Source organism: Actinoplanes sp. CA-131856 (assembly GCF_050956135.1).
In the GTDB taxonomy this organism is placed as follows: Bacteria; Actinomycetota; Actinomycetes; order Mycobacteriales; family Micromonosporaceae; genus Actinoplanes.
Genome location: NZ_CP191849.1, coordinates 7166909 through 7193901 on the forward strand (window position 1 = coordinate 7166909; position 26993 = coordinate 7193901).

The 26993-nt window shown below is 71.3% G+C and carries 27 protein-coding genes and 1 pseudogene; 17 read left to right on the forward strand and 11 right to left on the reverse strand.

What is annotated here, in order from left to right:
- Nucleotides 1-4: 4 nt before the first annotated feature.
- Nucleotides 5-1039: a LacI family DNA-binding transcriptional regulator gene (locus ACQP2X_RS33180; protein ID WP_498688654.1), complete on the reverse strand. Its 1035-nt coding sequence runs from the start codon at nt 1037-1039 to the stop codon at nt 5-7.
- A 206-nt stretch (nt 1040-1245) separates the two neighbouring features.
- Between ACQP2X_RS33180 and ACQP2X_RS33185 the strand changes: the two genes are divergently transcribed.
- The 5 genes from ACQP2X_RS33185 to ACQP2X_RS33205 are packed head-to-tail and all read left to right on the forward strand — an operon-like array spanning nt 1246 to nt 7682.
- Nucleotides 1246-2526 (forward strand): Gfo/Idh/MocA family protein, encoded by a 1281-nt coding sequence (locus ACQP2X_RS33185; RefSeq protein ID WP_498688655.1) that lies wholly within the window; start codon nt 1246-1248, stop codon nt 2524-2526.
- Nucleotides 2523-3938, forward strand: coding sequence for a glucuronate isomerase (gene uxaC / locus ACQP2X_RS33190; protein ID WP_498688657.1), 1416 nt, complete (start codon nt 2523-2525; stop codon nt 3936-3938). The genes ACQP2X_RS33185 and uxaC overlap by 4 nt, the downstream gene beginning before the upstream one ends.
- A complete protein-coding gene (locus ACQP2X_RS33195; protein WP_498688658.1) occupies nt 3935-5200 on the forward strand; it encodes an enolase C-terminal domain-like protein in 1266 nt (421 codons plus the stop codon). Before uxaC ends, ACQP2X_RS33195 begins: the two co-directional genes overlap by 4 nt.
- Nucleotides 5191-6603 (forward strand): mannitol dehydrogenase family protein, encoded by a 1413-nt coding sequence (locus tag ACQP2X_RS33200; protein WP_498688659.1) that lies wholly within the window; start codon nt 5191-5193, stop codon nt 6601-6603. The genes ACQP2X_RS33195 and ACQP2X_RS33200 overlap by 10 nt, the downstream gene beginning before the upstream one ends.
- A complete protein-coding gene (locus tag ACQP2X_RS33205; RefSeq protein WP_498688661.1) occupies nt 6600-7682 on the forward strand; it encodes a Gfo/Idh/MocA family protein in 1083 nt (360 codons plus the stop codon). The genes ACQP2X_RS33200 and ACQP2X_RS33205 overlap by 4 nt, the downstream gene beginning before the upstream one ends.
- On the opposite strand, the gene ACQP2X_RS33210 is transcribed toward ACQP2X_RS33205, so the two are convergent.
- Both ACQP2X_RS33210 and ACQP2X_RS33215 read right to left on the reverse strand, forming a co-directional pair.
- The gene (locus ACQP2X_RS33210; RefSeq protein WP_498688663.1) at nt 7617-7877 is read right to left on the reverse strand and encodes a hypothetical protein; all 261 of its coding nucleotides are present in this window, start codon (nt 7875-7877) and stop codon (nt 7617-7619) included. The genes ACQP2X_RS33205 and ACQP2X_RS33210 overlap by 66 nt on opposite strands.
- Before the next feature lie 10 nt (nt 7878-7887).
- A complete protein-coding gene (locus tag ACQP2X_RS33215) occupies nt 7888-9771 on the reverse strand; it encodes a S41 family peptidase (RefSeq protein ID WP_498688666.1) in 1884 nt (627 codons plus the stop codon).
- A gap of 65 nt (nt 9772-9836) precedes the next feature.
- Here ACQP2X_RS33215 and ACQP2X_RS33220 point away from each other — a divergent pair, with 65 nt between their 5' ends.
- Entirely contained in the window at nt 9837-10535 is a 699-nt protein-coding gene (locus ACQP2X_RS33220; protein ID WP_498688667.1) for a hypothetical protein, read from the forward strand.
- Between the two features lie 37 nt (nt 10536-10572).
- The gene (locus ACQP2X_RS33225; RefSeq protein ID WP_498701095.1) at nt 10573-11457 is read left to right on the forward strand and encodes an endonuclease/exonuclease/phosphatase family protein; all 885 of its coding nucleotides are present in this window, start codon (nt 10573-10575) and stop codon (nt 11455-11457) included.
- A gap of 16 nt (nt 11458-11473) precedes the next feature.
- Here the strand turns inward: ACQP2X_RS33225 and ACQP2X_RS33230 are convergent, their stop codons facing one another.
- Nucleotides 11474-11761: a hypothetical protein gene (locus ACQP2X_RS33230; RefSeq protein WP_498688669.1), complete on the reverse strand. Its 288-nt coding sequence runs from the start codon at nt 11759-11761 to the stop codon at nt 11474-11476.
- 76 nt (nt 11762-11837) lie between these two features.
- Here ACQP2X_RS33230 and ACQP2X_RS33235 point away from each other — a divergent pair.
- Nucleotides 11838-12079, forward strand: a pseudogene (locus ACQP2X_RS33235) (IS5 family transposase); the annotation flags it as partial.
- Between the two features lie 94 nt (nt 12080-12173).
- Here the strand turns inward: ACQP2X_RS33235 and ACQP2X_RS33240 are convergent.
- The gene (locus ACQP2X_RS33240; protein WP_498688671.1) at nt 12174-13169 is read right to left on the reverse strand and encodes a LacI family DNA-binding transcriptional regulator; all 996 of its coding nucleotides are present in this window, start codon (nt 13167-13169) and stop codon (nt 12174-12176) included.
- 127 nt (nt 13170-13296) lie between these two features.
- On the opposite strand from ACQP2X_RS33240, the gene ACQP2X_RS33245 reads away from it, so the two are divergent.
- From ACQP2X_RS33245 to ACQP2X_RS33265, 5 genes are read left to right on the forward strand one after another with little or no spacing between them, the layout of a single operon-like run.
- Nucleotides 13297-14448: a Gfo/Idh/MocA family protein gene (locus tag ACQP2X_RS33245; protein ID WP_498688673.1), complete on the forward strand. Its 1152-nt coding sequence runs from the start codon at nt 13297-13299 to the stop codon at nt 14446-14448.
- A complete protein-coding gene (locus ACQP2X_RS33250) occupies nt 14445-15533 on the forward strand; it encodes a dihydrodipicolinate synthase family protein (protein ID WP_498688675.1) in 1089 nt (362 codons plus the stop codon). The genes ACQP2X_RS33245 and ACQP2X_RS33250 overlap by 4 nt, the downstream gene beginning before the upstream one ends.
- Entirely contained in the window at nt 15530-16327 is a 798-nt protein-coding gene (locus tag ACQP2X_RS33255) for a sugar phosphate isomerase/epimerase family protein (RefSeq protein ID WP_498688676.1), read from the forward strand. The genes ACQP2X_RS33250 and ACQP2X_RS33255 overlap by 4 nt, the downstream gene beginning before the upstream one ends.
- The gene (locus ACQP2X_RS33260; protein ID WP_498688677.1) at nt 16324-17013 is read left to right on the forward strand and encodes a DUF6807 family protein; all 690 of its coding nucleotides are present in this window, start codon (nt 16324-16326) and stop codon (nt 17011-17013) included. The genes ACQP2X_RS33255 and ACQP2X_RS33260 overlap by 4 nt, the downstream gene beginning before the upstream one ends.
- Nucleotides 17003-17554 carry a histidine phosphatase family protein gene (locus ACQP2X_RS33265; protein WP_498688678.1) on the forward strand — a complete coding sequence of 184 codons (552 nt, stop codon included), beginning with the start codon at nt 17003-17005 and terminating at the stop codon, nt 17552-17554. Before ACQP2X_RS33260 ends, ACQP2X_RS33265 begins: the two co-directional genes overlap by 11 nt.
- Here ACQP2X_RS33265 and ACQP2X_RS33270 read toward each other — a convergent pair.
- Nucleotides 17535-18563 carry a S66 family peptidase gene (locus ACQP2X_RS33270; RefSeq protein ID WP_498688679.1) on the reverse strand — a complete coding sequence of 343 codons (1029 nt, stop codon included), beginning with the start codon at nt 18561-18563 and terminating at the stop codon, nt 17535-17537. The two genes, ACQP2X_RS33265 and ACQP2X_RS33270, sit on opposite strands and share 20 nt — an antisense overlap.
- Before the next feature lie 191 nt (nt 18564-18754).
- Here ACQP2X_RS33270 and ACQP2X_RS33275 point away from each other — a divergent pair, with 191 nt between their 5' ends.
- From ACQP2X_RS33275 to ACQP2X_RS33285, 3 genes are all read left to right on the forward strand, one after another.
- Nucleotides 18755-19807, forward strand: coding sequence for a pectinesterase family protein (locus ACQP2X_RS33275; RefSeq protein WP_498688681.1), 1053 nt, complete (start codon nt 18755-18757; stop codon nt 19805-19807).
- A 108-nt stretch (nt 19808-19915) separates the two neighbouring features.
- Nucleotides 19916-21535, forward strand: a complete 1620-nt coding sequence (locus ACQP2X_RS33280) for a pectate lyase family protein (RefSeq protein ID WP_498688682.1) — start codon at nt 19916-19918, stop codon at nt 21533-21535.
- Nucleotides 21536-21585: 50 nt separating this feature from the next.
- Nucleotides 21586-22203: an NADPH-dependent F420 reductase gene (locus tag ACQP2X_RS33285; protein WP_498688684.1), complete on the forward strand. Its 618-nt coding sequence runs from the start codon at nt 21586-21588 to the stop codon at nt 22201-22203.
- Here the strand turns inward: ACQP2X_RS33285 and ACQP2X_RS33290 are convergent.
- Both ACQP2X_RS33290 and ACQP2X_RS33295 read right to left on the reverse strand, forming a co-directional pair.
- Entirely contained in the window at nt 22200-22916 is a 717-nt protein-coding gene (locus ACQP2X_RS33290; protein ID WP_498688685.1) for an anti-sigma factor family protein, read from the reverse strand. The genes ACQP2X_RS33285 and ACQP2X_RS33290 overlap by 4 nt on opposite strands.
- The gene (locus tag ACQP2X_RS33295) at nt 22913-23446 is read right to left on the reverse strand and encodes a sigma-70 family RNA polymerase sigma factor (RefSeq protein ID WP_097323397.1); all 534 of its coding nucleotides are present in this window, start codon (nt 23444-23446) and stop codon (nt 22913-22915) included. The genes ACQP2X_RS33290 and ACQP2X_RS33295 overlap by 4 nt, the downstream gene beginning before the upstream one ends.
- A 215-nt stretch (nt 23447-23661) precedes the next feature.
- Here ACQP2X_RS33295 and ACQP2X_RS33300 point away from each other — a divergent pair, with 215 nt between their 5' ends.
- A complete protein-coding gene (locus ACQP2X_RS33300; protein ID WP_498688688.1) occupies nt 23662-24471 on the forward strand; it encodes a COG4315 family predicted lipoprotein in 810 nt (269 codons plus the stop codon).
- Between the two features lie 55 nt (nt 24472-24526).
- Here ACQP2X_RS33300 and ACQP2X_RS33305 read toward each other — a convergent pair whose 3' ends face one another.
- The 3 genes from ACQP2X_RS33305 to ACQP2X_RS33315 form a co-directional block, all read right to left on the reverse strand.
- Nucleotides 24527-25270 (reverse strand): DUF998 domain-containing protein, encoded by a 744-nt coding sequence (locus ACQP2X_RS33305; RefSeq protein ID WP_498688690.1) that lies wholly within the window; start codon nt 25268-25270, stop codon nt 24527-24529.
- A gap of 253 nt (nt 25271-25523) precedes the next feature.
- On the reverse strand, nt 25524-26036 hold the full coding sequence (locus ACQP2X_RS33310; protein ID WP_498688693.1) for a GNAT family N-acetyltransferase: 513 nt from the start codon (nt 26034-26036) through the stop codon (nt 25524-25526).
- Nucleotides 26030-26989 carry a DUF2804 domain-containing protein gene (locus ACQP2X_RS33315; protein WP_498688694.1) on the reverse strand — a complete coding sequence of 320 codons (960 nt, stop codon included), beginning with the start codon at nt 26987-26989 and terminating at the stop codon, nt 26030-26032. Before ACQP2X_RS33315 ends, ACQP2X_RS33310 begins: the two co-directional genes overlap by 7 nt.
- Nucleotides 26990-26993: the final 4 nt, after the last annotated feature.

The window sequence follows — 26993 nt, forward strand, 5'->3', positions numbered from 1 at the left end:
CTTTTTAGGAGGCGACACCTCCGGGGGCGATCACGTCGCCCGGGTCCGCAGGGCTGTGCGGACCCGGGCCCGGCCCCGTCGAGTCGCGGATGACCAGTTCGGTCTGCAGATGGACGTGAGCGGTGGTACGGCGGTCGTCGCCATGCGCGAGCAGCATGTCGACGGCAGCCCGACCGGCGGCGGCGGTGGGAGTCGCCACCGTGGTCAGCTTCGGGCGGGTCAGCCGGCTGAGCATGATGTCGTCTATCCCGACGACGCTGACGTCGCCGGGCACGTGGGCCCCGGCGGCCAGCAGACCCTCGATGAGACCGATCGCCATGAGGTCGTTGTAGGCCAGCACCGCGGTGGCGCCGGCCCGCAGCACGTCCTCGGCCACGGTCAGGCCGCCGACCTCGGTCGGCGGGTTCGGTCCGATGATGGTGAGCTCGGCGTTCGCGGCGCGTGCGGTGGAGGCCGCCGAGCGGCGGATCTCGCGGCTGGTCCACGACCCGCGCGGGCCGCTGACCAGGGCGATGTGCCGGTGACCGAGCCCGGCCAGGTGTTCGACGGCGCGGCGGGCGCCGCCGGCCACGTCCATGGCCACGGCCGGGATGCCGGTGATCTGCCGGTTGACGACGACCAGCGGCACCTCGCGGCTGAGCTGCTCGATGAGCGCGTTGCTCATCCGCGGGCTGCACAGCAGGACGCCGTCGACCTGCTTGGCCAGGGCCCGCACGACCTCCTCCTCGAGCGCCGGGTCCTCGTTGGTGTCGGCGACGAAGATGTGGTGGTCGTGCTTGCGGGCCTGGCTCTCGGCCGCCTTGATCAGCGGCGGGAAGAACGGGTTGGCGATGTCGGCCACGATCAGGCCGATGTTGTAGGTGCGGCCGGTGATGAGCGCCCGGGCCGCCCGGTTGGGGCGATAGCCGAGCTGCTCGGCGCAGGCCAGCACCCGGCTGCGCGTGTTCGGGTTGACCAGATGCGGCGCCGAGAAGGTGCGCGACACCGTCGAGATGTGCACGCCCGACGCCTTGGCGACGTCGCGAATCGTCACCGACATCAACGCCTCCACTGTGGTCGGGGTCACGGGTTGACGCCCATTAATGCAAGCGGTTGCACTCATGTCAATGGCGTTGTGTTGCAGGGAGATGACAAACGGACGCCGTTGTTTACATAAAATAGGGCAAATGGGCAACGATCGTTGACGCGAGGGAATCGATCTGTCTAACTTCCCTGCAAACCTTTGCTGCCCGGGAGGACTCCCGAATGAGACGCTTCGCCGTCGTCGGCGCCGGCTCGCGCGCCGAGATGTTCATCAGAGCGATCACCGCGGAACCTGACGCCGAACTCGTCGCCCTGGCCGACGTGAACCAGTCGCGCATGGACGCGCACAACGGCTGGCTCGATAACCCCGTACCCACCTATCAGGCCGCCGACCTGGCCGCCATGCTGGCCAAGGAGCGGGTCGACGAGCTGATCGTCACCAGCGTCGACAGCACCCACGCCGGGCACATCGTCACCGCTCTCGAGGCCGGCTGCGACGTGATCACCGAGAAGCCGATGACCGTCGACGCGGAGAGCTGCCGCAGCATCCTCGACGCGGTGGAGCGGACGGGACGAAAAGTCCAGGTCGCCTTCAACTACCGCTTCAACCCGGTGCACGAGATGGTCCGCAGCCTGCTGGCCCGCGGCGAGATCGGCGAGATCGGCTCGGTGCACTTCGAGTGGCTGCTCGACGTGCGGCACGGCGCCGACTACTTCCGCCGCTGGCACCGCGACAAGGCCAACTCCGGCGGCCTGCTCGTGCACAAGTCGGGCCACCACTTCGACCTGGTCAACTGGTGGCTGGGCGCCGCACCGCGGGAGGTCTACGCCCAGGGGCGGCTCTTCTTCTACGGCGCCGACGGCCGCCGCCACGGCTACGCCCGCGACTACGAGCGGTCGACCGGCGACCCCGGCGCGGCCGGCGACCCGTTCGCGCTCGACCTGGCCGGCAACGACAAGCTCAAGGCGCTCTACCTGGACGCCGAGGGCGACGACGACTATCTGCGCGACCGCAACGTCTTCGACCCCGGCATCACCATCGAGGACGACCTGGCCGTGCTCGTCCGCTACGACACCGGCGCCACCATGACCTATCACCTCACGGCGTACGCGCCCTGGGAGGGCTACCGCGTGATGGTCAACGGCAGCAAGGGCCGGCTCGAGCTCGAGGTGGTCGAGAGCGACCACGTCAGCCCGGCCGCGGCCGGCGAGGTCAAGCAGGGCGCGTCCCCCGAGGAGGGGTCGGTGACGCTGACCATCAGGCCGTTCTGGGCGCCGCCGTACGCGGTCGAGCTGCAACCGCACAGCCGCGAGGGGCACGGCGGGGCCGACGCCCGGATGACCGGCGTGCTGCTGGGCGGCCGCGCCGACCCCATGGACCGCTCCGCGACCGCCCGGGACGGCGCGCTGGCGCTGCTCACCGGCCTGGCCGCCAACCGCAGCCTGCAGCAGTCGGCCCCCGTGAAGGTGGCCGGCCTGCTCGGAGAGGGAGTTACCGCGTGACCGATCCCGTTTTCGCCACCGACCCGGCGCAGGCCGGCATCGCCCGCGAGCTGTACGCCGTCGCGCGTGACCTGCCGCTGCTCAGCCCGCACGGGCACGTCGACCCGGGCCTGCTCGCCGACGACGAGCCGTTTCCCGATCCGGCCCGCCTGCTGATCGTGCCCGACCACTACGTGACGCGGATGCTGCTGAGCCAGGGCATCCCGCCCGACCGGCTGGGCGTGCCGCGCCGCGACGGCGGTCCGGTCGAGACCGACGGCCGGGTCATCTGGCGCCTGCTCGCCGACAACTGGCATCTCTTCCGGGGTACGCCGTCACGGCTCTGGCTGGAGCGGACGTTCAGCACGGTCTTCGGCGTGGAGAAAAGGCTCAGCGCCGAGACGGCCGACGACGTGTACGACGAGATCGCCGCGCGCCTGGCCGAGCCGGAGTTCCGGCCGCGGGCCCTGTTCGAGCGCTTCGGCATCGAGGTGCTGGCCACCACCGAGTTCCCCACCGACGACCTGAGCCGGCACGCCAAGCTGGCCGCCGACGGCTGGGGCGGCCCGGGCGGCCGGGTGATCAGCACCTTCCGGCCGGACAACGTGGTCGACCTCGACCGCGACGACTGGGCCGAGGCGGTGGCCCGGATGGGCGAGCTGGCCGGCGAGGACACCGGCACGTACGCCGGCTATCTGGAGGCCCTGCGCCGGCGCCGGGAGGCGTTCATCGACGCCGGCACGACCTCGTCCGACCACGGGCACCCGACCGCGCGGACGGTGGCGCTCTCCCCCGCCGGCGCGGCGGCGATCTACGACCGGGCCCTGCACGGCGAGGCGACCGCGGAGGACGCGGAGGCCTTCCGCGGGCACATGCTGCTGGAGTTCGCGCGGATGTCGCTCGACGACGGCCTGGTCATGCAGCTGCATCCCGGCGCGGTGCGCAACCACAACCGCCGCCTCTTCGCGGCACATGGGGCCGATGTGGGCGGCGACATCCCGCAGGCGACGTCCTACGTCGACGCGCTTCGGCCGCTGCTGGACGCGTACGGCATGGAACCGCACTTGACCCTGGTCCTCTACACCCTCGACGAGACTTCTTTCAGCCGGGAGCTCGCACCGCTGGCCGGCGGTTATCCGGCGCTGTTCCTGGGCGCGCCCTGGTGGTTCCTCGACACGCCGGACGCCATGCGGCGCTTCCGCGAGTCGGTGACCGACTCGGCCGGCTTCTACAACACGGCCGGCTTCGTCGACGACACGCGGGCCTTCTGCTCGATCCCGATCCGGCACGACATCGCCCGCCGGGTCGACGCCGCCTATCTCGCGTCGCTGGTCGTGCAGGACCGGCTGCCGCTCGACGAGGCGGCCGCGACGATGGCCGACCTCGCCTACCACCTCCCCAAGCGCATCTTCAAGATCGGCAGGACCGCATGATCACTGATGTACGGGTCCACGACGTCCGCTTCCCCACGGCGGCCGCCGGCGACGGCTCCGACTCGATCAACAAGGGCGACTATTCCGCCACCTACGTCGAGTTGATCACCGACGGACCCTTCACGGGCACCGGATTCACCTTTACCAACGGCCGGGGCAATGAGATAACGGCGGCCTGTGTACGGGCGTTGGCGCCGGCGGTGCTCTCGATGGGCGACGATCCACTCGAGTTCCTGCGGTCGCTTACCGCGGACGTCCAGCTCCGGTGGATCGGGCCCGAGAAGGGCGCGCTGCACATGGCGACCGGCGCCCTGGTCAACGCGGTCTGGGACCTGAAGGCCAAGATCGAGGGCAAGCCGATGTGGCAGCTGCTGGCCGAGATGCCGACCGCCGATCTGGTCGCCTGCGTCGACTTCCGGCACATCGACGACGCGCTCACCCCCGGTGAGGCGGCCGCGATCCTCGACAAGGGCCGCGACGGCATGGCCGGCCGGCTGGCCCGGCTCCGCTCGGAGGGCTTCCCGTCGTACACCACCAGCGTCGGCTGGCTCGGCTATCCCGACGACAAGGTCAGGGCACTGACCAGGGCCGCGTACGCCGAGGGCTGGCGGGCCATGAAGATGAAGGTGGGCGGCCCGATCGAGGACGACGTGCGCCGGGCCCGGATCATCCGCGACGAGATCGGCCCGGACGCGCTGCTCATGATGGACGCCAACCAGATCTGGGGCGTCGACGAGGCGATCGCCAACATGGCCCGGCTGGCCGAGTTCGACCCGTACTGGATCGAGGAGCCGACCCACCCGGACGACGTGCTCGGCCACGCTCGGATTCAGCGGGCGGTCGCCCCGATCCGGGTCGCCACCGGCGAGGTCGCGGCCAACCGGGTCATCTTCAAGCAGCTGCTCCAGGCCGAGGCGATCGGCGTCATGCAGATCGACGCGTGCCGGGTCGCCGGCATCCCCGAGGTGCTGGCCGAGCTGCTGCTGGCGGCCAAGTTCGGGGTGCCGGTCTGCCCGCACGCGGGCGGGGTCGGCCTCTGCGAGCTGGTCCAGCACCTGGCGATCTTCGACTATCTGCGGGTGGGCACGTCGCTGGAGGGCCGCATGGTCGAATACGTGGACCATCTCCACGAGCACTTCACCGACCCCGTGCGCACCCGCGACGGCCGCTATCTGGTGCCGGAGCAGCCCGGATACAGCTCCGACCTGAAGCCCGCGTCGATCGCCGAGTTCTCCTTCCCGGACGGCCCGGCATGGAACTGACCCGAGCCTCCCTGCCCACGGCCGGCATGGTCCACCTCGGACTGGGCGCCTTCTTCCGGGCCCATCAGGCCGTCTACACCGACGACGCGATGGCCGCGGCGGGCGGCGACTGGGGCATCGTCGGTGTCGCGCCACGCTCGCGGGCCGTGGTCGACGCCCTGCGCGCCCAGGACTACCTCTACAGCGTCACCACCCTCGGCCCGGACGGCACCAGCACGCGGGTGATCAGCGCCCTGGCCGGCGCGATGGCGGCCTCGGCCGACCCGGACGCGGTGGTGAAGCTGCTGGCCGACCCGGCGATCCGGGTGGTCACGCTGACCGTCACCGAGAAGGGCTACAAGCTCGACCCGGCCACCGGGCGGCTGCTGCTCGACGACGACCTGCGGGCCGACCTCGAGACCGGCCGCGCCCCCCGGACCGTGCCCGGCCTGCTGATCAGCGGCCTGGCCGCCCGGCGGCGGGCCGACGCCGGGCCGATCGCGCTGATGAGCTGCGACAACCTGCCGTCCAACGGGCACCGGCTGCGCGGGCTCGTGCACCACCTGGCGGCGGCGACCGGGATCGCCGAGTGGGTCGCGGCCAACGTGACGTTCCCGGGGACCATGGTCGACCGGATCGTCCCGGCCAGCACGGCCGAGACGTACGCGATCGCGGAGCGGGCCCTGGGCGTGCGGGACGCGGCCGCGGTGAGCGGCGAGCCGTATCTCCAGTGGGTCATCGAGGACGACTTCCCGGCCGGGCGCCCCGCCTGGGATCTGGCCGGAGCCGTACTCACCGACGACGCGCAGCCCTGGGAACGCCTGAAGATCCGCACGCTCAACGGCGTGCACTCGGCCATCGCCTATCTGGGCGCGCTGGCCGGCCGGGAGACCATCTCGGCCGCGCTGGAGATGCCGGGAATGCTGCCCGCGATGCGGCACTTCATCGCCGGCGACATCACGCCGTGCCTGTCGCCGCCGCCCGGTGTCGACCCATCGGCGTACGGGGAAGAGGTGTTGACCAGGTTCGCCAATCCGGCCATCGCCTATCGCACCCTCCAGGTGGCGGGCGACGGCTCGCAGAAGCTGCCGCAGCGGGTGCTGCACACCATCCAGGACTGCCGGAAGGCCGGCTCGATGCCACGCTGGGGCGCGCTGGTGGTCGCGGCCTGGATGCGCTTCGTGCAGGGCACCGCCGACGACGGCCGCGACCTGCCCCTGGACGACCCGCTGGCCGACCGGATCCGGGCCCGGCTCGCCTCCGCCGGCTCCACCCCGGCCGACGTGGTGGAGGCGCTGCTCGGCCTGGACACCGTCTTCGCGGCCGACCTGGCCGACGACAAGGAGCTGCGCGCCGAGATCGTCTCCTGGCTCACGGCCCTGACGGAGCACGGCGTCGAGGACACCCTGGCCGGTCTGCGATGAAGGTCGCTCTCATCGGCGCCAACGGCCATGGGTCGTGGCACCGCCGGAACATCTCGGGCAATCCGCGGCTGAGGTTCGTCGGCATGGCGGACGTGCGGCCGGTCTCGTCACCCGAGGCACCGGTCTTCACCGATCACCAGGCGTTGCTGTCGGCCACCCAGCCGGACGTGGTGGTGATCTGCACGCCACCGCACACGCACCTGCCGATCGCCTTGGACGCCCTGGCGTACGGCTGCGACCTGCTCCTGGAGAAACCGCCGGTGCTGTCGCGGGCCGAGCACGACACGCTCACCGCGGCCCTGACGGCGGCCGGCCGCGTCTGTCAGGTGGGTTTCCAGGCGCTGGGTTCGGCCGCGTGGTCCCGTTTCCGCGACGCTCTGCCCACCCCGCTGACGGGGATCGGCGCGGTGGCGTCGTGGAAGCGCGACGACACCTATTACGCCCGCGCCTCGTGGGCGGGCCGCCGGGGCGTCGACGGGGCCCTGGTCAACCCGCTGGCCCACGCCGTCATGCAGGCCCTGGCCACCGGCACCGCGGCCGGCGCGGGCCGCCCCCGCGAGCTGGCCGTCGAGCGCTACCGCACCCGCGACATCGAGGTGGACGACACCGCGTTCGCCCGCATCACCTTCGACAGCGGCCTGCAACTGCTGGTGGCCGTGACCCTGGCCGGCGAGGACTTCATCGCGGGCGAGATCGAGGCCCGCGGGCCCGGCGGCCGGGCCCTGCTCGAATATCCGACCGACCGTCTGGCCCTGCCCGGCGCGGCCACCCTGACCGAGGTCCCCGGCCGCGTCGACCTGCTCACCAACGTGCTGGATCACCGGGCCGACGGCACCCCGCTGCTGGTCCCCTTGTCCGCGACCGCCGACTTCACCTCGGTGCTGGAGGCCCTCGCCGGCGCTCCGCTCCCCCAGCTTCTCGACGGCGACACGGTTGCCGTCGACGGCCCTCACCGCACGATCCTCGGCATCAACGAGGTGCTGGTGAAGGCCGCCGCGACCCTGTCCCTGCCGTCAGAGCTCGGCCTGCCCTGGGCCGTCCGCCCCTACCGCCGCCGTCTCCTCCTCGATCACCGGTGAGGCGGTGAGAAGCTCGACCTCCCAGTGCTCGACCAGGCCCTCGCCCTCCTCGTCGGCCTCGAGGTAGCTGCGGACGCGGACGCCCAGGCCCAGCTGGTTGGCCGCGCGCAGGTGCTCGGTCACGTCGTCGATGCTGGTCAGGTAGTGCGTGGCGATGAGGTCGGGCTGCACGGCGGTTTCGTCAAGGTCAGTCACGGCACCCAGGTTAATCGCCGAGGGTCCGGCGCAATCTCAGGCCCGGGGTCGTGCGGACGAAGGTACGCAGGGCCACCAGGTCACCCCGGTCGAAGCCGAGGATGCGGACCTCACGGCCGCCGGTGGCGCCGGGGATCGCCAGGGGGCCCTCGTCGCCGCCCAAGTCGGTCGTGCAGCGCGGGCGGCCGTCGACGACGACGTCGGCCCGGTCGACCCCGGACACCGAGAACGAGGCGGTCAGGCGGCCGTCCACCTCGTCCAGCACGACGTCGAAGCGGCGCCGGGGCAGCTCGTCGAGCAGCTTGACCGCCTCGGCGAACAGGTCGGCGTCGTCCTCCAGCAGGTCGCGGCGGGTGGGCCGGTGCAGCTTGCGGGGCACCACCCCGTAGTCCTCGAGCGGGGTGCCGGCGTTCGGGCCGACCCGCAGCACCCGGCGGATCACCAGGGACAGGTTGGCGCCGTGCGGCAGCGCCCGATAGGGCGAGTCGGGCGCGTTCGGCAGCCGGGCCAGCAGGTCGCCGAGCTGCCAGATGTTGCCGCCGCCGGCGCCCGTGTTGTTGTCGACGCCCAGCACCAGGCCGATCCCGTTGTCCTGGAAGCCGGCCGCGAAGATGTCGGCCGCCGAGTAGCAGCGGGCGTCGGTGAGCAGCACGATCGGCCCGAAGTACGACTGCGGGACCACGTCGAGCATGTCGCGGCCGGTGAGCGGGATGCCGGCCGAATAGAGCGCGCCCGACTCGATCGCCTGGTCGAGTGACTTGCGCCAGTCCTTCAACTGGTCGTTCTGCCGGGCGATCCGCAAATTGAGCGGGGTGGCCGCGAACTGGGCCGGCTCCGGCTCGACCGGGCGGGCCACCAGCGCCTGCAGGCACATCTCGGAGGCGAGCACGGCGCCGCCGCCGTTGCCGCGGATGTCGAGCACCAGGCCGTCGGAGGGCAGCAGGCCGAGCAGGCGGATGAACTCGCGGACGAAGCCGAGCACGCCGCTGCCGGTCGGCATGAAGGTGCGGATCCGCAGATGCCCGACGACGCGGTCGCCGACCGGGACGCGGCGCGCCTCGAAGATGGTCGGCGCCTCCGAGATGATCCCCGGCCCGGTGGGGTCGCCGGCCAGGGCCTCGGGCGCGAACAGGGCGGCCCGCAGCCAGGCCAGCTGGGCCCCTTCGGCGTCGACGCCGAGCGGCGTGTCGAGCGAGGCGGCCGGCCCCTCGGTGGTGGCGGCGATCGGCACCACGGTCCACACCTGGCGCGTCTCGCGAACCTGCCCGTCCCGGCCGACGTACCGGATGATGATCCAGTCCTCGTCGGGCGGCGGCCCGAAGGCGAGCGAGCGCACAGTGAACATGCTGACCGCGCGGGCGTGCCGCGCCTCCGGGTTGGCACCCGGCAGGCACTGGGCGAACCGTTCGACGGCGCGATGGATCGGCACGCCGTTCCAGTGGGTCACCTCGGCCCCGAAGCCGAACGCGTCGTCGCCGAGATCGGCCGTCACCCGACCGACCAGGTAACGATGCCGGCCGTCCTCCACGAACTCCTTCAACAGGAACGGGAGGTACGCCCCGGCGCCGTTGAACGGCTCGGGCAGCGTGTACCGGGTGTGCAGGTCACGCAGCGAATTGAAGATCTCGATGAGCTCCTCGTGCAGTCGCCACTCCCGGCCCGGGTCGTCCTCCTGACGGGCCAGGCGCTGGTCGAGAAGCCGGAGCCGCTGCAGCGGGTTGATGCCGTAGCGGGCCGTCTTGAACGCGAGCAGGGCGTAGTTGTGCTCCAGGAGGAGCAGCGCCTGCCGCACGATGAGCCGCCGCTCGTCGAGCGTGAGCCGCCCGACCTCGCTGGTCGCGAGGAACTCGGGAAGCGAGACGGTCGCGGCCAGAGCGCTGTCCACCTGCGTCATCGCCCCAGCGTAGGGCCGCTGCCGCCGCTAAGATCCTGTCCGATCAACGACGCTGGGGAGCCGACGTGCCGGAGAAGTGGGAGTGGGTACGCGAACCCTGGCGGCAATGGCTGCGCCGCTCATCCATCGGCGTCGAGGTCTTCATGCGGGTGAACGACCCGGACTCGTACCGTCTGCTGCTGGGTTCCGGCACCGCCGGCACGCAGCTGGCCGGGGTGATGGCGCTCGCCGACCGCCGCGACTGCGCCGCCGCCGGGCTGGGCTGCACCCGTCGCCTGGACCGCTCCTGCCGCGATCCCGAGATCTGCTCCCAGGATCCGGCCGGCGCCGGCGGCCGCGAGGGCCCGGTGCCGGGCGGTTGCGACTCCTTCACCTCCTTCACCCAGGACCTTTGGGTCCGCTTCAGCGCCGACAACCGCCACCGGGCCGTCCTCTCCGGCAAGCGCCTGTGGATCGACGGCCGGCCGGTCGGCGAGGACCAGACGATGGAGCCGTACGGGCAGTGGGTCGGCGACCGCTTCTTCGTCGTGCCGGCCGAGGGCCCCGAGGACCACCCGGACCAGGAATACACGATGGGGTACCTGGCCTCGACCATCAACTCGCTGGTCGTCTACGACGCGGACCGCTCGATCGAGCAGGTCCTCGTACCCACACCGGAGGAGCGCTGGACCGACCCCCGCGCCGAGCTGGTCGACGGCGCTCTGCACGTACGCCCGCGCCCGTCGGCGCCACCCGACCGCGTCATCCCGGTTGCGCGCCCCTGAGAGCATTCGTGCGGTGCGGGGTTACTTGATCATCGCGATGTCCGTGCTGCTGGCCGGACTGCTGGCCCTGCACCGCTGGGTGCCCGGCCTCGGACTGCGGCTGGGCAGCCTGCTGGAGACGTTCCTGCCCTGGCTGGGCCTGGCCGTCCCGGTGCTGGCGGCCCTGGCGTGGTGGCGGCGCCCAAGGATGGCGCTCCCGGCCGTGCTGCTGCCGGTCATCGCTTGGCTCGCCGTCTTCGGCGGCCATGTCGTGCCGGACCGGGACCGCACCGCCGACCTGATCGCCGTCCAGCACAACGCCAGTGACGAGAACATCGACCCGGCCGGCACGGCCCGTTCCCTGATGAAGGCGAATCCCGACGTCATCGCCCTGGAGGAGGTGACGTTCCCGGCCGTCACCGACTACGAGACCACGCTCGCCGCCGCCTATCCCCACCACAGCGTCCAAGGAACCGTCGCCTTGTGGTCCCGCTACCCGCTGACCGAGGTGGCCGCGATCGACATCCGCCCCGCCGCTTTCGGCCCCGACTGGAACCGGGGCCTGCGCGCGGTGGCACAGACCCCGCACGGTCCCGTCGCCGTCTACGTGGCCCACCTGCCGTCGGTCCGCATGGGCGTCTCCGGCTTCGACACCGACCCCCGCGACGAGAGCGCGGCGCTGCTCGGTGACCTCTTGGCGGCCGAGCCCCTCCCCCGGGTCATCGTCCTGGGCGACCTCAACAGCACGGTCGAGGACCGCGGCCTCGCCCCGGTCCTCGACCACGTCACGACCTCGAGAGACTTCGCCTTCAGCTGGCCCGCGCGCTTCCCGGTGGCCCGCATCGACCAGATCCTGGCCCGCGGATTGACCGTGACCGGCCTGCACACCTTGCCGAGAACCGGCAGCGACCACTTGCCGATCGCCGCCCGGATGAGGCTGTAGGGCCGCGGCGCCCAGCTCAGAACCGCATGGCCCAATACAGGGTTTCCCGCCGGTACTCATCCTGCCTGTCGCGGTACTCGTCCCAGCTCATCTCCTTCTCCTCGGCCCGCTCCCGAGTGCGATGCTCGACGAGCGCGCCGCGGATGAGTTTCACCGCGGGCCCGGCCACGACGGGCGCCGCGGGCCCGGTCATCAGCGCGATGAGCCGGCCGTGTGATTGCGCGCCGGCTTCGATCACCCCGCGAAGGACAAGCTCTTCGAAGGGGCCTCGCTTCGACACACCGCGGCCGTCCTCAGCAGTCATCACAACCTCCAACTCCGTGTCATCGAATACTCACTCAAAGTGACAGCGACGGCCAACGGGTTGCTCCTCAGCCGCGAAAACCGGCGCTCCGTGGCGCGACGCGCCTGCCGGGTATCCGCCGCGGCAGACGCTCGCTGGTTCCGCCGATGGCAGCGTGACGGCGTCGGGGCGCAGATCCTCGCGGCGTTGCAAGCCCGGGCGGACAGCGCCGGGATGATCGGCCGGACGGTCAGCGTGGACTCGACCATCAGCCGCGCCCACCAGCACGCGGCCGGAGCCCGCCGCGACGGCCACCTTCAGAAGGACCCACCCGGTGGCTACCGCCTACGCCACGCTGTTGAGTGCGGCATCAACCAGCTCAAACAGCCATCGCCGCCATCAACCAATGGCTCCGCGCCCTTCGAAACGCGGCCTACTTCAAGGGCCAGGTGCTGTCGCGGAGGATCAATTCGGCGGGGACGTGCTCGACGCGCGGGGCGTTGTCGGTGGCCGCGTCCAGGGCCAGGGTCATGGCTCGTTCGCCCAGCTCGGTCAGGGGCAGACGGACCGATGTCAAGGCGGGGGTCACGTCGCGGGCGATCGGCATGTCGTCGAAACCGATGACGCTCAGGCGGCGGCCCGCGGCGCGCATGGCGGCCAGGGCACCCACCGCCATCGAGTCGTTCAGGGCGGCGATCGCCGTGAGGGACGGATCGTCGGCCAGGAGCTTCGCCGTGATGGCCTCGCCGCCGTCGCGGGTGAAGTCGGAGTGGGTCACGTGGACGGTGGCGCCGTGCTCGGCGGCGGCCCGGTGCAGGCCGGCCAAGCGGTCGACTGTTGTCGTCAGCGACGGCGGGCCGGCTATGGCCGCGATTGTCGTGTGGCCCAGCTCGAACAGATGACGGCCGGCCAGGTAGCCGCCCTCCTCGTTGTCGGGCAGCACGGCGTCGCCGGGGTGCTGGTGGCGGCCGATCACGGCGATGCGGCCGCCCGTGGCCTCGAAGGCGCGCATGCGGTCGTCCAGCTCGGACGCGGCCGTGCTGTCCAGATATCCCGATCCGGCGATCACGATGGCCGCCACCTGGTGGGCGTGGAGCAGGTCGATGTATTCCATCTCACGGCCGGGGTCGCGGAAGCTGTTGCAGATGATGACCAGGCGGCCGTTGGCCGTGGCCACCCGTTGAAGACCCCTGGTGATCTCGGCGAAGTACGGGTCGGAGACGTCGTGGACGATCACGCCGACCGCGTTGCGGTGGGAGCGGGCCAGCATCTGGGCGTGCGCGTTGGGCACGTAGCGCAGCTCGGCCACCGCGGCCAGGACGCGGGCGCGTAGCTCCTCGGTGACCGGTTTCGGACTGCCGTTGATGATGCGGGACGCCGTCGCGGTCGACACACCGGCATGGCGTGCGACATCGGCCAGGGTCGCCATACGCCTCCTCATGACAGCAGTTGCCCGGAGGATACCGCCCGTGCTCTTGCCCGGTTGGCAGCGCGCCGAGTACGGTCTCAGGAAAGCGCTTACCTCAGGACTTTTCAAGGCCCCGGAGGCAACCAGCATGGATCGAACCACCATCGGCATCGTCATGAACGGCGTCACCGGCCGGATGGGCCTGCGGCAGCATCTGATCCGCTCGATCCTCGCGATCCGCGAGGACGGGGGTCTGCCGCTGCGTGACGGCACCGTGCTCTGGCCCGAGCCGATCCTCGCCGGGCGCAGCGAGGCCAAGCTCCGCGCCCTCGCCGACCGGCACGGTCTCACCCAGTGGACCACCGACGTGCCCGGCGCGCTCGCCCGGCCCGACGTCCAGGTCTACTTCGACGCCCAGGTCACCAGCGCCCGGGTCAAGGCGCTGCGCCAGGCCATCGAGGCCGGCAAGCACGTCTACACCGAGAAGCCGGTGGCCGAGAGCCTCGGCGAGGCGGTCGAGCTGGCCCGGTTCGCCGACGCGGCCGGCGTCAAGCACGGCGTCGTGCAGGACAAGCTGTTCCTGCCCGGCCTGCGCAAACTCGCGCGTCTGGTACAGGGCGGCTTCTTCGGGCGCATCCTCTCCGTACGAGGGGAATTCGGTTATTGGGTTTTCGAAGGCGATTGGCAGTCGGCGCAGCGGCCGTCGTGGAACTACCGGGCGGCCGACGGCGGCGGCATCACGCTCGACATGTTCCCGCATTGGCACTACGTGCTGGAGCAGATCTTCGGGCCGGTCCGGGCCGTGACCGCGCGTTCGGTGACGCACATCGACCGGCGCTGGGACGAGAGCGGTTCGCCGTACGACGCGACGGCCGACGACGCGGTGTACGGCCTTTTCGAGCTCGACGGCGGCATCATGGCGCAGATCAACAGCTCGTGGGCGGTGCGGGTCAACCGTGACGAGCTCGTCGAGTTCCAGGTCGACGGCACGCACGGCAGCGCGGTGGCCGGCCTGCACCACTGCCGCGTCCAGCCGCGCGCGGCCACGCCGAAGCCGGTCTGGGACCCGGATGTGCCGACCGGGCAGAGCTTCCGCGACCAGTGGCAGCAGGTGCCCGACAACGAGGTCTTCGCCAACGGCTTCCGCGCTCAATGGGAGCAGTTCCTTTTGTACGTCGCCGAGGACGCCCCCTACACCGGAGATCTCTGGGCCGGCGCGCGCGGCGTGCAGGTGGCCGAGCTGGGCCTGCAGTCCTCGCGCGAGGGCCGGCGCCTGGAGATCCCGGAGCTGACCCGATGATCTTCAGCGGCCGCGGTGCCGAATTCCAGCAGAAGCGAAACTTCCGATCGCGAGTGGCTTATGCCGCCGCGCCGGTGACCGCGGATCCCACCGCCGAGAACATCCCGGGCGCCCCGGCCAAGCTGGACTGGGACACGACGCTGCGCTTCCGGCATCACTTGTGGGACCACGGTTTCGGCGTCGCGGAAGCGATGGACACCGCCCAGCGGGGTGCCGGACTGGACTATCCGGCGACTCGCGAGCTCATCCGCCGCAGCGCGGCGGACGCCACCGGCCCGATCGTCGCGGGCGTCGGCACCGACCAGCTCCCGGCCGGCCCGGCCACGATCGACGACATCACGAAGGCGTACCTGGAACAGCTGAGCGACGTCCGCGAGGCCGGCGCAACCCCGGTCATCATGTGCTCCCGGCATCTCGCGGCGGCCGCGAAGAACGCCGACGACTACCGCCGCGTCTACGGCGACCTTCTGTCCCAATCGGACAGTCCGGTGCTGCTGCACTGGCTCGGCGAGGCCTTCGATCCTCTGCTCGCCGGCTACTGGGGCGGCAACGACACGGTTCTCGACATCATCCGCGAGCACGCCGCGAAGGTCGAGGGCATCAAAATCTCTTTGCTGGACGCCGATTACGAGGTCGAGCTGCGTCGCCGACTGCCCGATGGCGTACGCATGTACACCGGCGACGACTTCAACTATCCGTCCCTGATCCTCGGCGACGACCAGGGCCACTCCGAGGCCCTGCTCGGCGTCCTGGCCGTGATCGCCCCGCCCGCCGCCGCGGCGTTCCGCGCCCTGGACGAGGGGGACGTCACCTCGTACGAGCAGATTCTCCTCCCGACTCTGCCCTTGGCCCGTCACCTCTTCGCGGCGCCGACCTACCACTACAAGACCGGGATCGTCTTCCTCAACTGGCTGGCCGGTCATCAGGACCACTTCACGATGGTCGGCGGCGCGCAGTCCGGCCGCTCGCCGCGGCACCTGCTCGCGCTGATGCGGCTGGCCGACGAGGCCGGCATCCTGCCCGACGCCGACCTGGCCGCCCATCGCGCCGGGGCCTGGCTCACGACCGTGGGGATGAGCCGATGAAGGGCTTCTCGCTCAACCAGGCCACCACCAAGCACTGGCCGCTGGAGGATCTGGTCGCCGGGTGCGTCGCCGCCGGCGTGTCCGCGGTCGGGCTGTGGCGGGAGGACGTGGCGGAGTACGGCCTGGAGAAGACCGCGAAGCTCATGCGGGACAACGGTTTGACCGTGTCGTCGTTGTGCCGCAGCGGGTTCTTCCACGAGGCCGGCTGGTACGACGAGAACCGGCGCGCGATCGACGAGGCGGCCACGCTCGGCACCGACACGCTCGTGCTCGTCAGCGGCGGACTGCCCGGCACCAGCCGCGACCTGGACGGCGCCCGGCGGCACGTCGGCGACGCGATCGGCGCGCTCGTGCCGGACGCCCGCGACGCCGGGGTGCGGCTGGCCATCGAGGCGCTGCACCCCATGTTCTGCTCCGACCGCTGCGTCGTCTCCACATTGGATCAGGCGCTGCAACTGGCCGCGCCCTACCCCGTCGAGGCGGTCGGCGTCGTCATCGACACGTACCACCTGTGGTGGGACGACAAGGTGTGGCAGGGCATCGCCGACGCGGGACCGCGGATCGCCGCCTTCCAGCTCGCCGACTGGATCACCCCGCTGCCCGAGGGCGTGCTGCTCGGCCGGGGCCTGCCCGGCACCGGATCGGTCGACATGCGCCGCTTCCACCGCGCGGTGGCCGAGGCCGGCTACGACGGATGGGTCGAGGTCGAGGTCTTCCACGCCGACGTGTGGGCGCGTCCCGGCGCCGAGGTGCTCGCCGAGGCGTACGAGGGCTATCGGGCGGCTGTCTCGTGAATTTGTACGACTACGTGCCCGAGCCGGACCTCGACATCCGGCTCGGCCCTCGCCCGTACCTGCATCCGGTCCGCACCCTCGCCGGCACGGTCGTCACCGACACCATGCCGTTCGACCATCCGTGGCACCTCGGCGCCTCCCTCACCGTCGCCGACGTCAACGGCTGGAACCTGTGGGGCGGCCGCACCTTCGTCCGCGACGAGGGCTACGTCTGGCGCGAGGACCACGGCCGCATCCGGCACGTCACGCCCGAGGACCTGGTCTGGGAGGACGGCGAGGGCCGCACGCTGCTGACCGAACGCCGGCGAATCACCGCGTCCACTTCTCCCGACGGCTGGGAGCTGCTTTTCTCGTACGCCTTGACGGCTCCCCGAACGGTCACGCTGGGCAGCCCGGCCACGAACGGCCGCACCGGGGGCGCCGGCTACGGCGGCTTCTTCTGGCGCTGTCCCCCGGGAAAGGCGGTGGCATCGGCCGGGAACGGCAGTGCCGACCCGGCGCTGACCCTGACGACCGACTCCTACCGCCTCACCTTCAGCGGCTTGCGCGACGCCGACCGCTGGTTCCTGCGCACTGACGACTACGTCGGCGTGTGCGCCGCCCTGGCCTACACCGACCCGCTGGTCATCCCGGCCGGGGAGACCCTTCACCGCGACATTCGTGTACTCATAGAGGATGTCCACTGAGATCGTCTTCGAGACCCATTCCTGGAGCGAGGACAACGACCGCGGCCTGGCCACGGGCTGGCTACCCGGTCGTTTGTCCCCGCGCGGCCGTTCCCTGGCCGCCGAGCTCGGCGCCCGCCGCCGCGACGACGGCGTGACGGCGGTCTTCACCTCGGACCTGCGCCGAGCCGTGGAGACCGCCGAGATCGCCTTCGCCGGCTCCCCGATCCCGATCCTGCACGACTGGCGCCTGCGCGAGTGCGACTACGGCACCCTGAACGGCACCCCGGCCGCCGGCCTGCACAAGCAGGACCACATCGACATCCCGTTCCCCGAGGGCGAGAGCTGGCGCCAGGCGGTGGAACGAGCGGGGCGCTTCCTGACCGACATCCCGACCCGCTGGGACGGCGCCCGCGTCCTGGTCATCGGCCACGTCGCCACCCGCTGGGCCCTGGACCACCTGATCGACGGCATCGGACTGGAAGAGCTGGCCGCCACCGACTTCGCCTGGCGCGAGGGCTGGGAATACCGCCTGGGCGAGGTCAGTCCAAGGTCTGCGTGAGCTCGTTGCGGTCTCCGCTGTAGCGAACGATGCCGCGGGCGCCGTTGACGATGGGCATGTACGGCGGCACGTGACCGCACTCGACATCGGCGATGATCGGAACACCGAGACCACCGAGGGCGTCCAGCACCGCTTCGTGCTGGCTGAGCGAGCCGGCCGCGGGCGCACCGGTCCGGCCGACGAGGACCGCGTTCGCCGCTTCGAAGAACCCGGCGAGCCGCATCCCGTGCAGATTGCGGCAGATGGTCGCCGCGTCGTCACCGGCGGCCTCGACGTAGACGAGGAGCCCCTCGGGCGCGTGTGCCCGCGCGAACGACGCCACGTCGCCGTAGGGGGTGCCGGTCAGGTTGCAGAGCGTCTCGATGCAGCCGCCGATGAGCCGGCCCCCGACCTCCACGTCGTCGTCGCCGTCGAGCCGGGTCCATCGACCGGGGGCGTCCAGAACGAACTCGCTCACCTGCGGATTCGTCTGGTAGTCGACCCATCCGGTGGCGCGGTGGCGGCCCGGCGGGGTTTGCGAGAAGGCCGTTCCCGGCCGCATCGTGACGATGTCCAGCCAGGTCAGCAGGCCTTGCGGTGCGCGATAGGGCGTGTCCATCAGGTTGTTGCCGTGCACGGTCGCCACCCCGGTCAGGAGCGACAGCGGCGTGATGACCGTCGACATGTCGGAGAACCCGACGATCCAGGTCGGTTCCGCCGCACGCAGCGCGTCCCAGTCGAGCAGCGGCAACAGGTCGATCGCGGTCTCGCCACCCCAGGGCGGCACGACGGCCTTGATGGCCGGGTCGGTGAGCATGGCGGTCAGCTCACGGGCCCGGTCGCCGGCCGGAGCGCTGACGTGCCGGGCACCGTCCATGCAGTCCCCGACCACGACCTCGTACCCGCGGTCTTCCACCGTCCGGATCGCCACGTCGAGCCGGTCCTTGAGGCTATCGCCGACGCCTTGGGAGGGTGCTGTGACACCGACACGGTCACCGGGACGCAGCGGAGCTGGGTATCGCATGGGCATCCGGGCATTCTCCGGCAATCCCGCACGGGGCCGCCACCCGGCTGTTGCAGATCATGGCTCTCATCTGGGGCTATCCCCGGGCGCCGCACGAATCGTTTGCAGGAATCCCCCATGTCATTGACGTTCACCTATGGAACTGCCTAGCGTTCCGACAGGAAAGCCCTTACCTCAGGCAGTTTGGATGGTCTTCCATGCGCAGACGGACGTTTCTCCGGCTTTCGGCGGGCGCGATCACAGTCAGCTCGGCCGGTGCCGTCGCCGTGCGGCCGGGCAGTGCGCTGGCCGCACCGGACCGGGTCGTCGTAGCGGCCGATGGGACCGGGGACTTCCTCTCGGTGCAAGCGGCCGTCGACGCGGCGCCGGCCGGGGAGGTGCACATCGGGGTGCGCCCCGGCGTCTATCACGGGCAGGTGGTGATTCCGGCGAGCAAACCCGGGATCACGCTGTACGGCCTCGGGCGGCGCCCGCGCGACGTGGTGATCGCCGACGACCGGGCCAACGGGACGCCGCGGCCGGACGGCGGCACCTGGGGAACGACCGGGAGCGCCTCGGTCACGATCGACGGAGCCGGGTTCCGCGCGCGCAACCTGACGTTCGCCAACCTGTTCGACGAGGCGGCCCATCCGGAGATCACCAACCGGCAGGCGGTGGCGGTGCTGACCCGGTCCGACCGGGTCGAGTTCCGCCAGGTGCGCTTCCTCGGCAACCAGGACACGCTCTACGTCAACAGCGCCGACGCCGCGACGATCGCCCGGGCCTACTTCCGGGACTGCGATGTGGAGGGTGACGTCGACTTCATCTTCGGGCGGGCCACCGCCGTCTTCGACCGGTGCCGGATCCATTCGCTCGACCGCGCTTCGACGCCGGCGGGCTATGTGACGGCGCCCAGCACCTCGATCGCCAACCCGCACGGGCTGCTCTTCACGCGCTCCCGGTTCACCTCGGACGCTCCGCCCGGATCGGTCTTCCTCGGCCGGCCGTGGCATCCGAGCAACGACCCGGCGGCGATCGGGCAGACCGTCATTCGCGACTCCTACCTGGGCGACCACATCGGACCCACGGCCTGGAGCGACTTCGGCACGTGGCCGTGGCGCGACGCCCGATTCGGCGAATTCCGCAACTACGGGCCGGGCGCCACCACCGGCCCCGACCGCCCACAGCTGACCCGCGAGGAAGCCGCCGCGAACACCCCCGCCACCTTCCTGCGCGGCGCCGACGGCTGGGCCCCCGATCTCTGCAAATAACCTGCGTTGCTCCTTCCATTGACGATCGCCACCACGGGTGGCAGCGTCGCAGGCAAGCGCTTTCCTGCACGTCAACGCGGTTCCACCGACCGCTTCCCAGGAGTTGCCATGCCCAGACTCGCCGCCGTCGCCGGCCTCGCCTTGCTCGTCACCCTCACCGCCGCACCCCCGGCCGCCGCCAACGCGAAAACGGCCCTTGTCGGCGGATCGCGCAAAAACGCACCGACCGCCGCGCCGCAGCCGGATTCGCGAGCCGCCGCAACGCTGGGAAAAGCACAGGTCACCGCGCCGCTAGGAAACGCCCAGGCCGCCGCGCCGCTCGGGAAAGCGCAGGCCGCCGCGCCGCTAGGAAACGCGCAGGCCGCCGCGCCGCTCGGGAACGTCCGGGCCGCCGCGCCGCTAGGGAAAGCGCAGGCCACCGCGCGGCTCGGGAAAGCGCAGGCCACCGCGCGGCTCGGGAAAGCGCAGGCCACCACGCGCGGGGGCGTGCCGGCGGCCGTGTTGCGGTTGGCGCGGCAGACTCTGGGCTCTGATGACGGCTGGGGCGCGGCCGGCGCCGGAACCACCGGCGGGTCGGCGGCCGACGACGCTCACGTCGCGGTCGTACGCAACCGCGCCGAACTGATCGCGGCGCTGGGCGGGGACGCCGCCACCAATGGGCAGAACGCCACGCCGAAGATCGTGATCGTCAGCGGCCGGATCGATCTGCGCGAGGGTAGGAGCTGCGACGCCTTCGCCGATCCGGAGTACGACCTCGGCGCCTTCCTCGCCACCTACGACCCCGCCGTCTGGGGCCGCGCCGCCAAACCCTCCGGCCCTCTCGAGGACGCCCGGGTCCGGTCGGCCCGTGCCCAGGGTGAGCAGATCCGGATCAACGTCGGCAGCAACACCACCATCGTCGGCGTCAACGGGGCCCGGCTCGACCACGGCAGCCTGGTGCTCACCAACGTCAGCAACGTGATCGTCCGCAACCTCGAGGTCACCGACGCCGCCGACTGCTTCCCCGCCTGGGATCCCACCGACGGATCGGCCGGGAACTGGAACTCGCTCTACGACCTGGTCTCGCTCAGCGGCGCCACCAACGTCTGGATCGACCACAACACCTTCAGCGACGGCAACAACCACGACGCCGACCAGCCCCTCTACTTCGGGCGGCCCTACCAGGTGCACGACGGCGCCACCGACTTCATCCGGGGCTCCGACCTGATCACCGTCTCGTGGAACGACTACTACGACCACGACAAGACCATGCTGATCGGCTCCACCGACACCCCGGGCGTCGACGTCGGCAAGCTGCGCGTCACCGTGCACCACAACCGGTTCGGCAACGTCGTCCAGCGGGCCCCGCGCGTGCGCTTCGGTCAGGTCGACGTCTACGACAACCTCTATGTGGCCACCGACGAGGAGTACATCTACTCGCTCGGGGTGGGCGTCGAGTCCAGCATCTACGCCGAGAACAACTACTTCCGGCTCAGCGCCGACATCCCGCCGGCCGACGTCATCGCCTACTGGAAGGGCACCCGCATCACCACGCGGGGAAACCTGGTGCAGATCTCCGGCCGTACGCCCGGGCCGGTCGACCTCGTCGGTGCCTACAACCAGGCGTACGACCCGGACCTGAACCCCGACGCGGGCTGGACCCCCACCCTGCGCCCTCGCCTCGACCCGGCCTGGGCGGTCCCGGTGCTCGTGGCGGCGGGAGCGGGCACCCGGCGGCTGTACCGCTGAAATTGCCGGTTCTCCCCTCTTGCGTCGATTCGGCGAGGCACCCTGTTTCCATGCACATCGGCGTCATCGGGGCAGGTCAGCTCGGCGCAACGCTCGCCGAGTGGTGCGCGGAGAGCGGCCACGACGTAGCGGTCACGTCACGGCATCCGGAACGGCTGGGCGACGTGGTCGACCATCTCGGCGGCCACGGCGCCGCCATGGGAGTGGCGGAGGCGGTGTCGTTCGCCGACGTCGTCCTGTTCGCCCCTCCGTGGGAGACCGCGCACGAGGCGATCGAGCTGGCCGGCGACGGCCTCATCGGCAAGATCGTCATCGACGCGACGAACCCGGTCGGCCCCCTCCTCGACGGGGCGCCGAGCGGCTTCGAACAGCTCATCTCGTGGGCGCCCGAGGCGCACTGGGCCAAGGCGCTCAACACGCTGCCGGCCTCGGTGCTGAGCAACCGGCGGGGCCACGATCCGCTGCTGGCCGAGTTCGTCTGCACCGACCACACGGACGCCCGCAAGGCCACCACCCTGCTCATCCGGGACATGGGCTTCGCACCGTTCTACGCCGGCGGCGCCAGCACCGCCCGGCTCACCGAGCCGGGCGGGCCGCTTCAGCACAACGCGGTCGACATCTTCGACGCGACGGACGCCCTCGCGGAAGCGATGACCGTCCTGCGTTAGACGGGAACGGTCACGAACTGCTTCCCGGTGGTGTTCACCACCCGCACGGAGGCGACGTCGGCCGGATCGATCAGCGCGCTCCCACTCAGTGTCGTCCCGTCGGCCTCGCCGGCGGGCGACACCAGCCAACTGCCCGCGACCGCGGGCGTGCCGTCCTTGCCGACCACCTCGAGCACGCATTTCTCGCCGGCCGGGATGCCGCCGACCGTGGCGCTCACCCGCACCCAGCCCGCCGCCGGGAGCACCGTCGTCTGCATCGTCGCCCCGGTCGTGGCGTCCGTGGCCGAGCCCGTTCGCGCGCCGGCCGGGGCCGAGGTCGTGGCCTGTGCGATCGGTTCCGTCGTGGGCGCGGTCTGCCGGCCCACGACCAGGCCGCCGGCCACCGCGACGGCCACGGCGACGGCCGCGATCGACGTCACCGAGGCCCACCGGCGCTTGCGCCTGCCCGCGCTCTCCGTCCGTACCTGCCGAAGCGTCCTCTGCAGCAGCAGGTCGGCGTCGTCGGGCGGGCCGTCGAGCAGCATCGGCTCGGGCACCTCGGCCAGCTGGGCCGACCACTCGCGCAGCGACTCGATCTCCTCGCGGCACTCGGCGCACGCGGCCAGGTGCTCGTCGGCCGCCGCCTTCTGCTCCGGCGTGAGCATCTCCATCAGATATCCGGCCAGGTCGACGTGGTCGTTGGTCGGGGGGTTCGCGCTCTCCGGCGCCGTCATGATGCCAACCGTTCCGTGCCGGCCTCACGCAGGGCCCGCAACGCGTAGAAGGAGCGTGATTTGACCGTGCCCGGCGGGATGCCGAGCGCCTCGGCGGCCTCGGCCACCGTGTTACCGCGGAGATAGACCTGTTCGAGCACTTCACGGTGCTCGTTGGACAGCTTGCTCAGCGCGTCCACCACGACCATCGAGGTGACGACCTGGTCGGCGTGGTCACCCTCGACGGCGGCGTCCGGTGGGCTCTCGCCCACCTCGGGGGGACGCCGGTTCCGGGCCCGGATCTGGTCCAGCACGATGTTGCGTACGACCGTGAGCAGCCAGCCGCGCACGGAGCCCTTCCCGTTGTTCAGGCTGTCCGGGTGCCGCCAGGCGCGCACGAGCGCCTCCTGGACCACGTCCTCGGCGGCGGCGCGGTCTCTGGTCAGCTGCGTGGCGTACGCGAGCATGGCCCGGCCGTGTTCCTGGAACAGAGATCTGACCAGTGCTTCATCGGCCACCTCCCGGTGTGGTCTGGTTCTGCTAGACGGCATCCGTCTCTCTCCCCGCGGCACCTTCACGCGCCGCTTCGTACGGGTCTGAAGTCGAAGACGACATCGATGAAAGTACTGTGCCGCGGCTACCGGGAGTACGCGGCGGGTGGCTCCCCGGATCAAGATTTTCCGGAAAGTGGCACAACCCGGTGAACCGCTCCCCGCCCGGGTGACGTGTGGAGGGCATTCGTCGGTTCACTACACGGGAGACAGCCATGATGAAGCGGAGCAGGACGATCTACGTCGCCGCCATGATCGCCGGGCTGGCGAGCGTGGCGGCCTGTGGCAACCAGGCCGGCAACTCCGCGGCCCCGGCGGCCGACACGGTGCCGGTGGCGGTCACCGGTTCCGAGGCGCCGCTCAACCCGCAGGGACCGGACCCGCAGCAGGAGGACCTGGCCGGCGCCGGCCTCGAGCAGGCCGACGAGCCCGGGACCACCGAGCCCACGGCTTCCGCTCCAGCCACCGAGGACGCCGCCGCCGACGAGGCGGCCGAGCCTGAGGAGACCGAGCAGCCCGCCCCCGCGCCCTCCCCCACAGTGGCGAAGACGCAGAAGTGGGTCAAGATCTTCAGTGGTCCGTCCCAGCAGGACATCACCCCGCCGAAGTCCCGCACCGCCGGCAGCAAGGTCGTCGAGCTCAACGTGACCGAGGCCGAGGGCGTCGGCGAGTACGTGACCGACGGCGCCGGCCGCACCCTCTACCGCTTCGACAACGACACCAACAAGCCGCCGAAGTCCACCTGCAACGGCGACTGCGCGACGGCCTGGCCGCCGCTGCTCATCAAGTCGCCCGGCAAGATCTTCCCGGACGGCGTCGACCCGCAGATCGTCGGCTACGTCGAGCGCGCCGACGGCACCTGCCAGGTGACGATCAACGGCTGGCCGGTCTACTACTTCGTGGCCGACGCCAAGGCGGGCGACCTCAACGGCCAGGGCCTGAACGGCAAGTGGTTCGCCATCAAGCCCGACGGCGGCAAGACCTCGAACACGCCCGCCAAGCCGAGCAGCACCACCACCAACTGAGCTTTTCACCCATCGGGGGTACGCCCGGTGATGGCACCCGCCATCACCGGGCGTGTCATGTCCGGGCCCGCACCACGGCGGTGCCGACCAGCCAGACGACGGCCTCGGCCAGCAGGAGGCGCTCCAGGGTCGCGCCGAGGGTGCCACGGCCGGCGAGGAGCATCGTCAGCCCGAGGGCGGCGCCGAGCGGGACGGTCAGCGCGACGCCGGCGGCGGCCAGGCGCTTGAGGGTGCGCTCCGAGGCGTACCACCAGATCGAAGCCATGGCGGCAGCAAGGGTGAGCATGCCGAGAATGGTGGCGGCCGCGTGGACGACGTCGGCCGGCGTGGTCGGCTCGTAGGGTGGAAGCGGGCACCGGTTCGTGCAGGACACGACCCCGGAGACAGCGGCCAGACCGGCGGCGGCGAACAGCGCCGGCGAGGCGAGCGGTATCCGGAGGGCGGCGCCGAGGAGGCCGACGCCGACGGCGAGGATGACGAGCCCCGTGCGGTAGGGGATCGCGAACGGAACACCGGCCGTGCCGGCCTCGCTGACATAGCCGATCAGCCACGATCCGGGAGCGGCCACGAGCGCGACCAGCATGGTGACAGCACCCGCGACGACAGCGAGCGCGGAGGCGGCGGCGAGAAGACGCGTACGGATCATCCCCACCATCATGATCACGCCGGGGTTGCCACCCGCCGCCCACCCGGCCATGGTGTGGCCGTGCTGACCCTCGACGAGGTCCTCGTCCACGACGACGATCCGGCGGGATGCCGCCCTGCCGTGCTCGCCGCCGTGGCCAGCACCGACCCGCATCGGCGCCGAGCCGGCTTGTGGGCCCTGGGCAGCATCGTGGGCCCGGACGATGTCGACCTGATGCGGGAAGCCTGTCCGACCCCGACCGGTCGATGCGCCTCCAGGCATTGTCCGGCCTGACCAGCGACGCGGCCATGCGGGAAATCGTGATCGAGGCGCTGCGCGACCCTGCGCCCCCCTCGTCGACGACCCCGATCCGCACGTGCGGCGCCGGGGCCGGACCGAGGGCGGGTCAGGGTTGTGGTCGATCAGCTCATACCGCCTCGCGCCACTCGTGGGTCAGGAGGGCGTAGAGGTCTGAATCTCGCCAGCCGTCTCGGAGGAGCAGGGTTTCGCGGAGGCGGCCCTCGTGGGTCATGCCCAGTTTGGTGAGGACCCGGGCTGAGGGCTTGTTCCGAGGGTCGCACGTGGCGTAGACGCGGTGGCGGCCGAACGTGTGGAACGCCAAGTCGAGCAGGCGGGTGGCGGCGGCTGTGGCCAGGCCCTGGCCCTGGTGGGCGGGGTGGATCAGATAGGCGATCTCGGCCTCGTGCGGGCCGCGCAGCTTGAGCTCGGCGGTTCCTACCGTGTCGGTGGCGGCTGTCACGGCGTACGGGAAACGGGTTTGTGGGGTCTGGGCCCAAGCCTGCGCGGCGGTCCGGGTGAAAGCCTGTGACTCGGCGAGGGTGTTGGGGCCCCACGTCTGAAAGCGGCAGACCTCCGGCAACTGGGCCCAGCTGTGCACGGCCGGGAAGTCGGAGGCGGTCAGGGGGCGCAGGGCTACCAACGGTTTCTCGCCTCCTCGGCCCAGCCCGTCAGGCCGTCCAGGTCGACCTTCTTGTCGTTCTCGTCGAGGGCCCAACCGCTGAAGCGGCCGAAGCACTGGTGGGTCTCGGAGGACAGGACGGCCAGGTTGGTGCGGGCCACTCGCTCGTGGAAGGGCTCGAAACGCACGTCGGCCCTGGTGCCGTGGACGTGCCAGGGGCGCAGCCAGTCGGTGCGGTCGTACTCCCAGGTCAGGTCCTCGCTGATCTTGTGGAGGCGGCCGTTCACGAAGACGGCGTTCTCGGTCGAGCCGGTGCCGTCGGTCCAGCGGCCGCCGAGCTGGATCGCTCGGCCGTCCCCGGCGCCGGCGGCCCAGTTCCAGGTGACCGCGTACGGCCAGCGGCCGCGGCCGTGGTCGAGGACGGCGAAGGAGCGTTCCCGGGGTACGGGGTATTCGGTGCCCGACAAGCGCAAGGTGCCGCTCACCGGGCGGCCGACGTCCTTGACCGTGTACTGGAACAGGCGGTCGCTGAACGGGACGACCACGCCCAGCGAGTCGCCGCCGGGGCCCACCACCAGGTCGACGGCGATGCCGGGAGCGGACGCCGTGATGTGGCCGTCGTCGATCGTGATGCGCAGGTCGCCGGCGGTGGTGGCGGCCCGGCCACCGCTGTGGTCGGGCAGCACGGTGGCGCGGTCGAGCAGGATCGTGGCGTCGGCTCGGGTCTCCCGGCCGCTGACCCGGTCGAGGACGTAGATGCCGTGGACGCCCGCGTAGTCGAGGGAGGAGACGACTATGCCCACGATGTGGCTGGGGGTGACGATTCCCCAGTATTCCCAGCGTTTGCCGCGGCCCCAGCCGCGCAGGTTGGCGCGGTGCAAAGGGCGGCGGGTCCAGCCGACGGCGTCGGGGTTGAGGCGGCCGTCGGGCCGGCAGAGGTCGACCTTCTCGGTGATCTCGCGTTCCTCGGTCACCGCC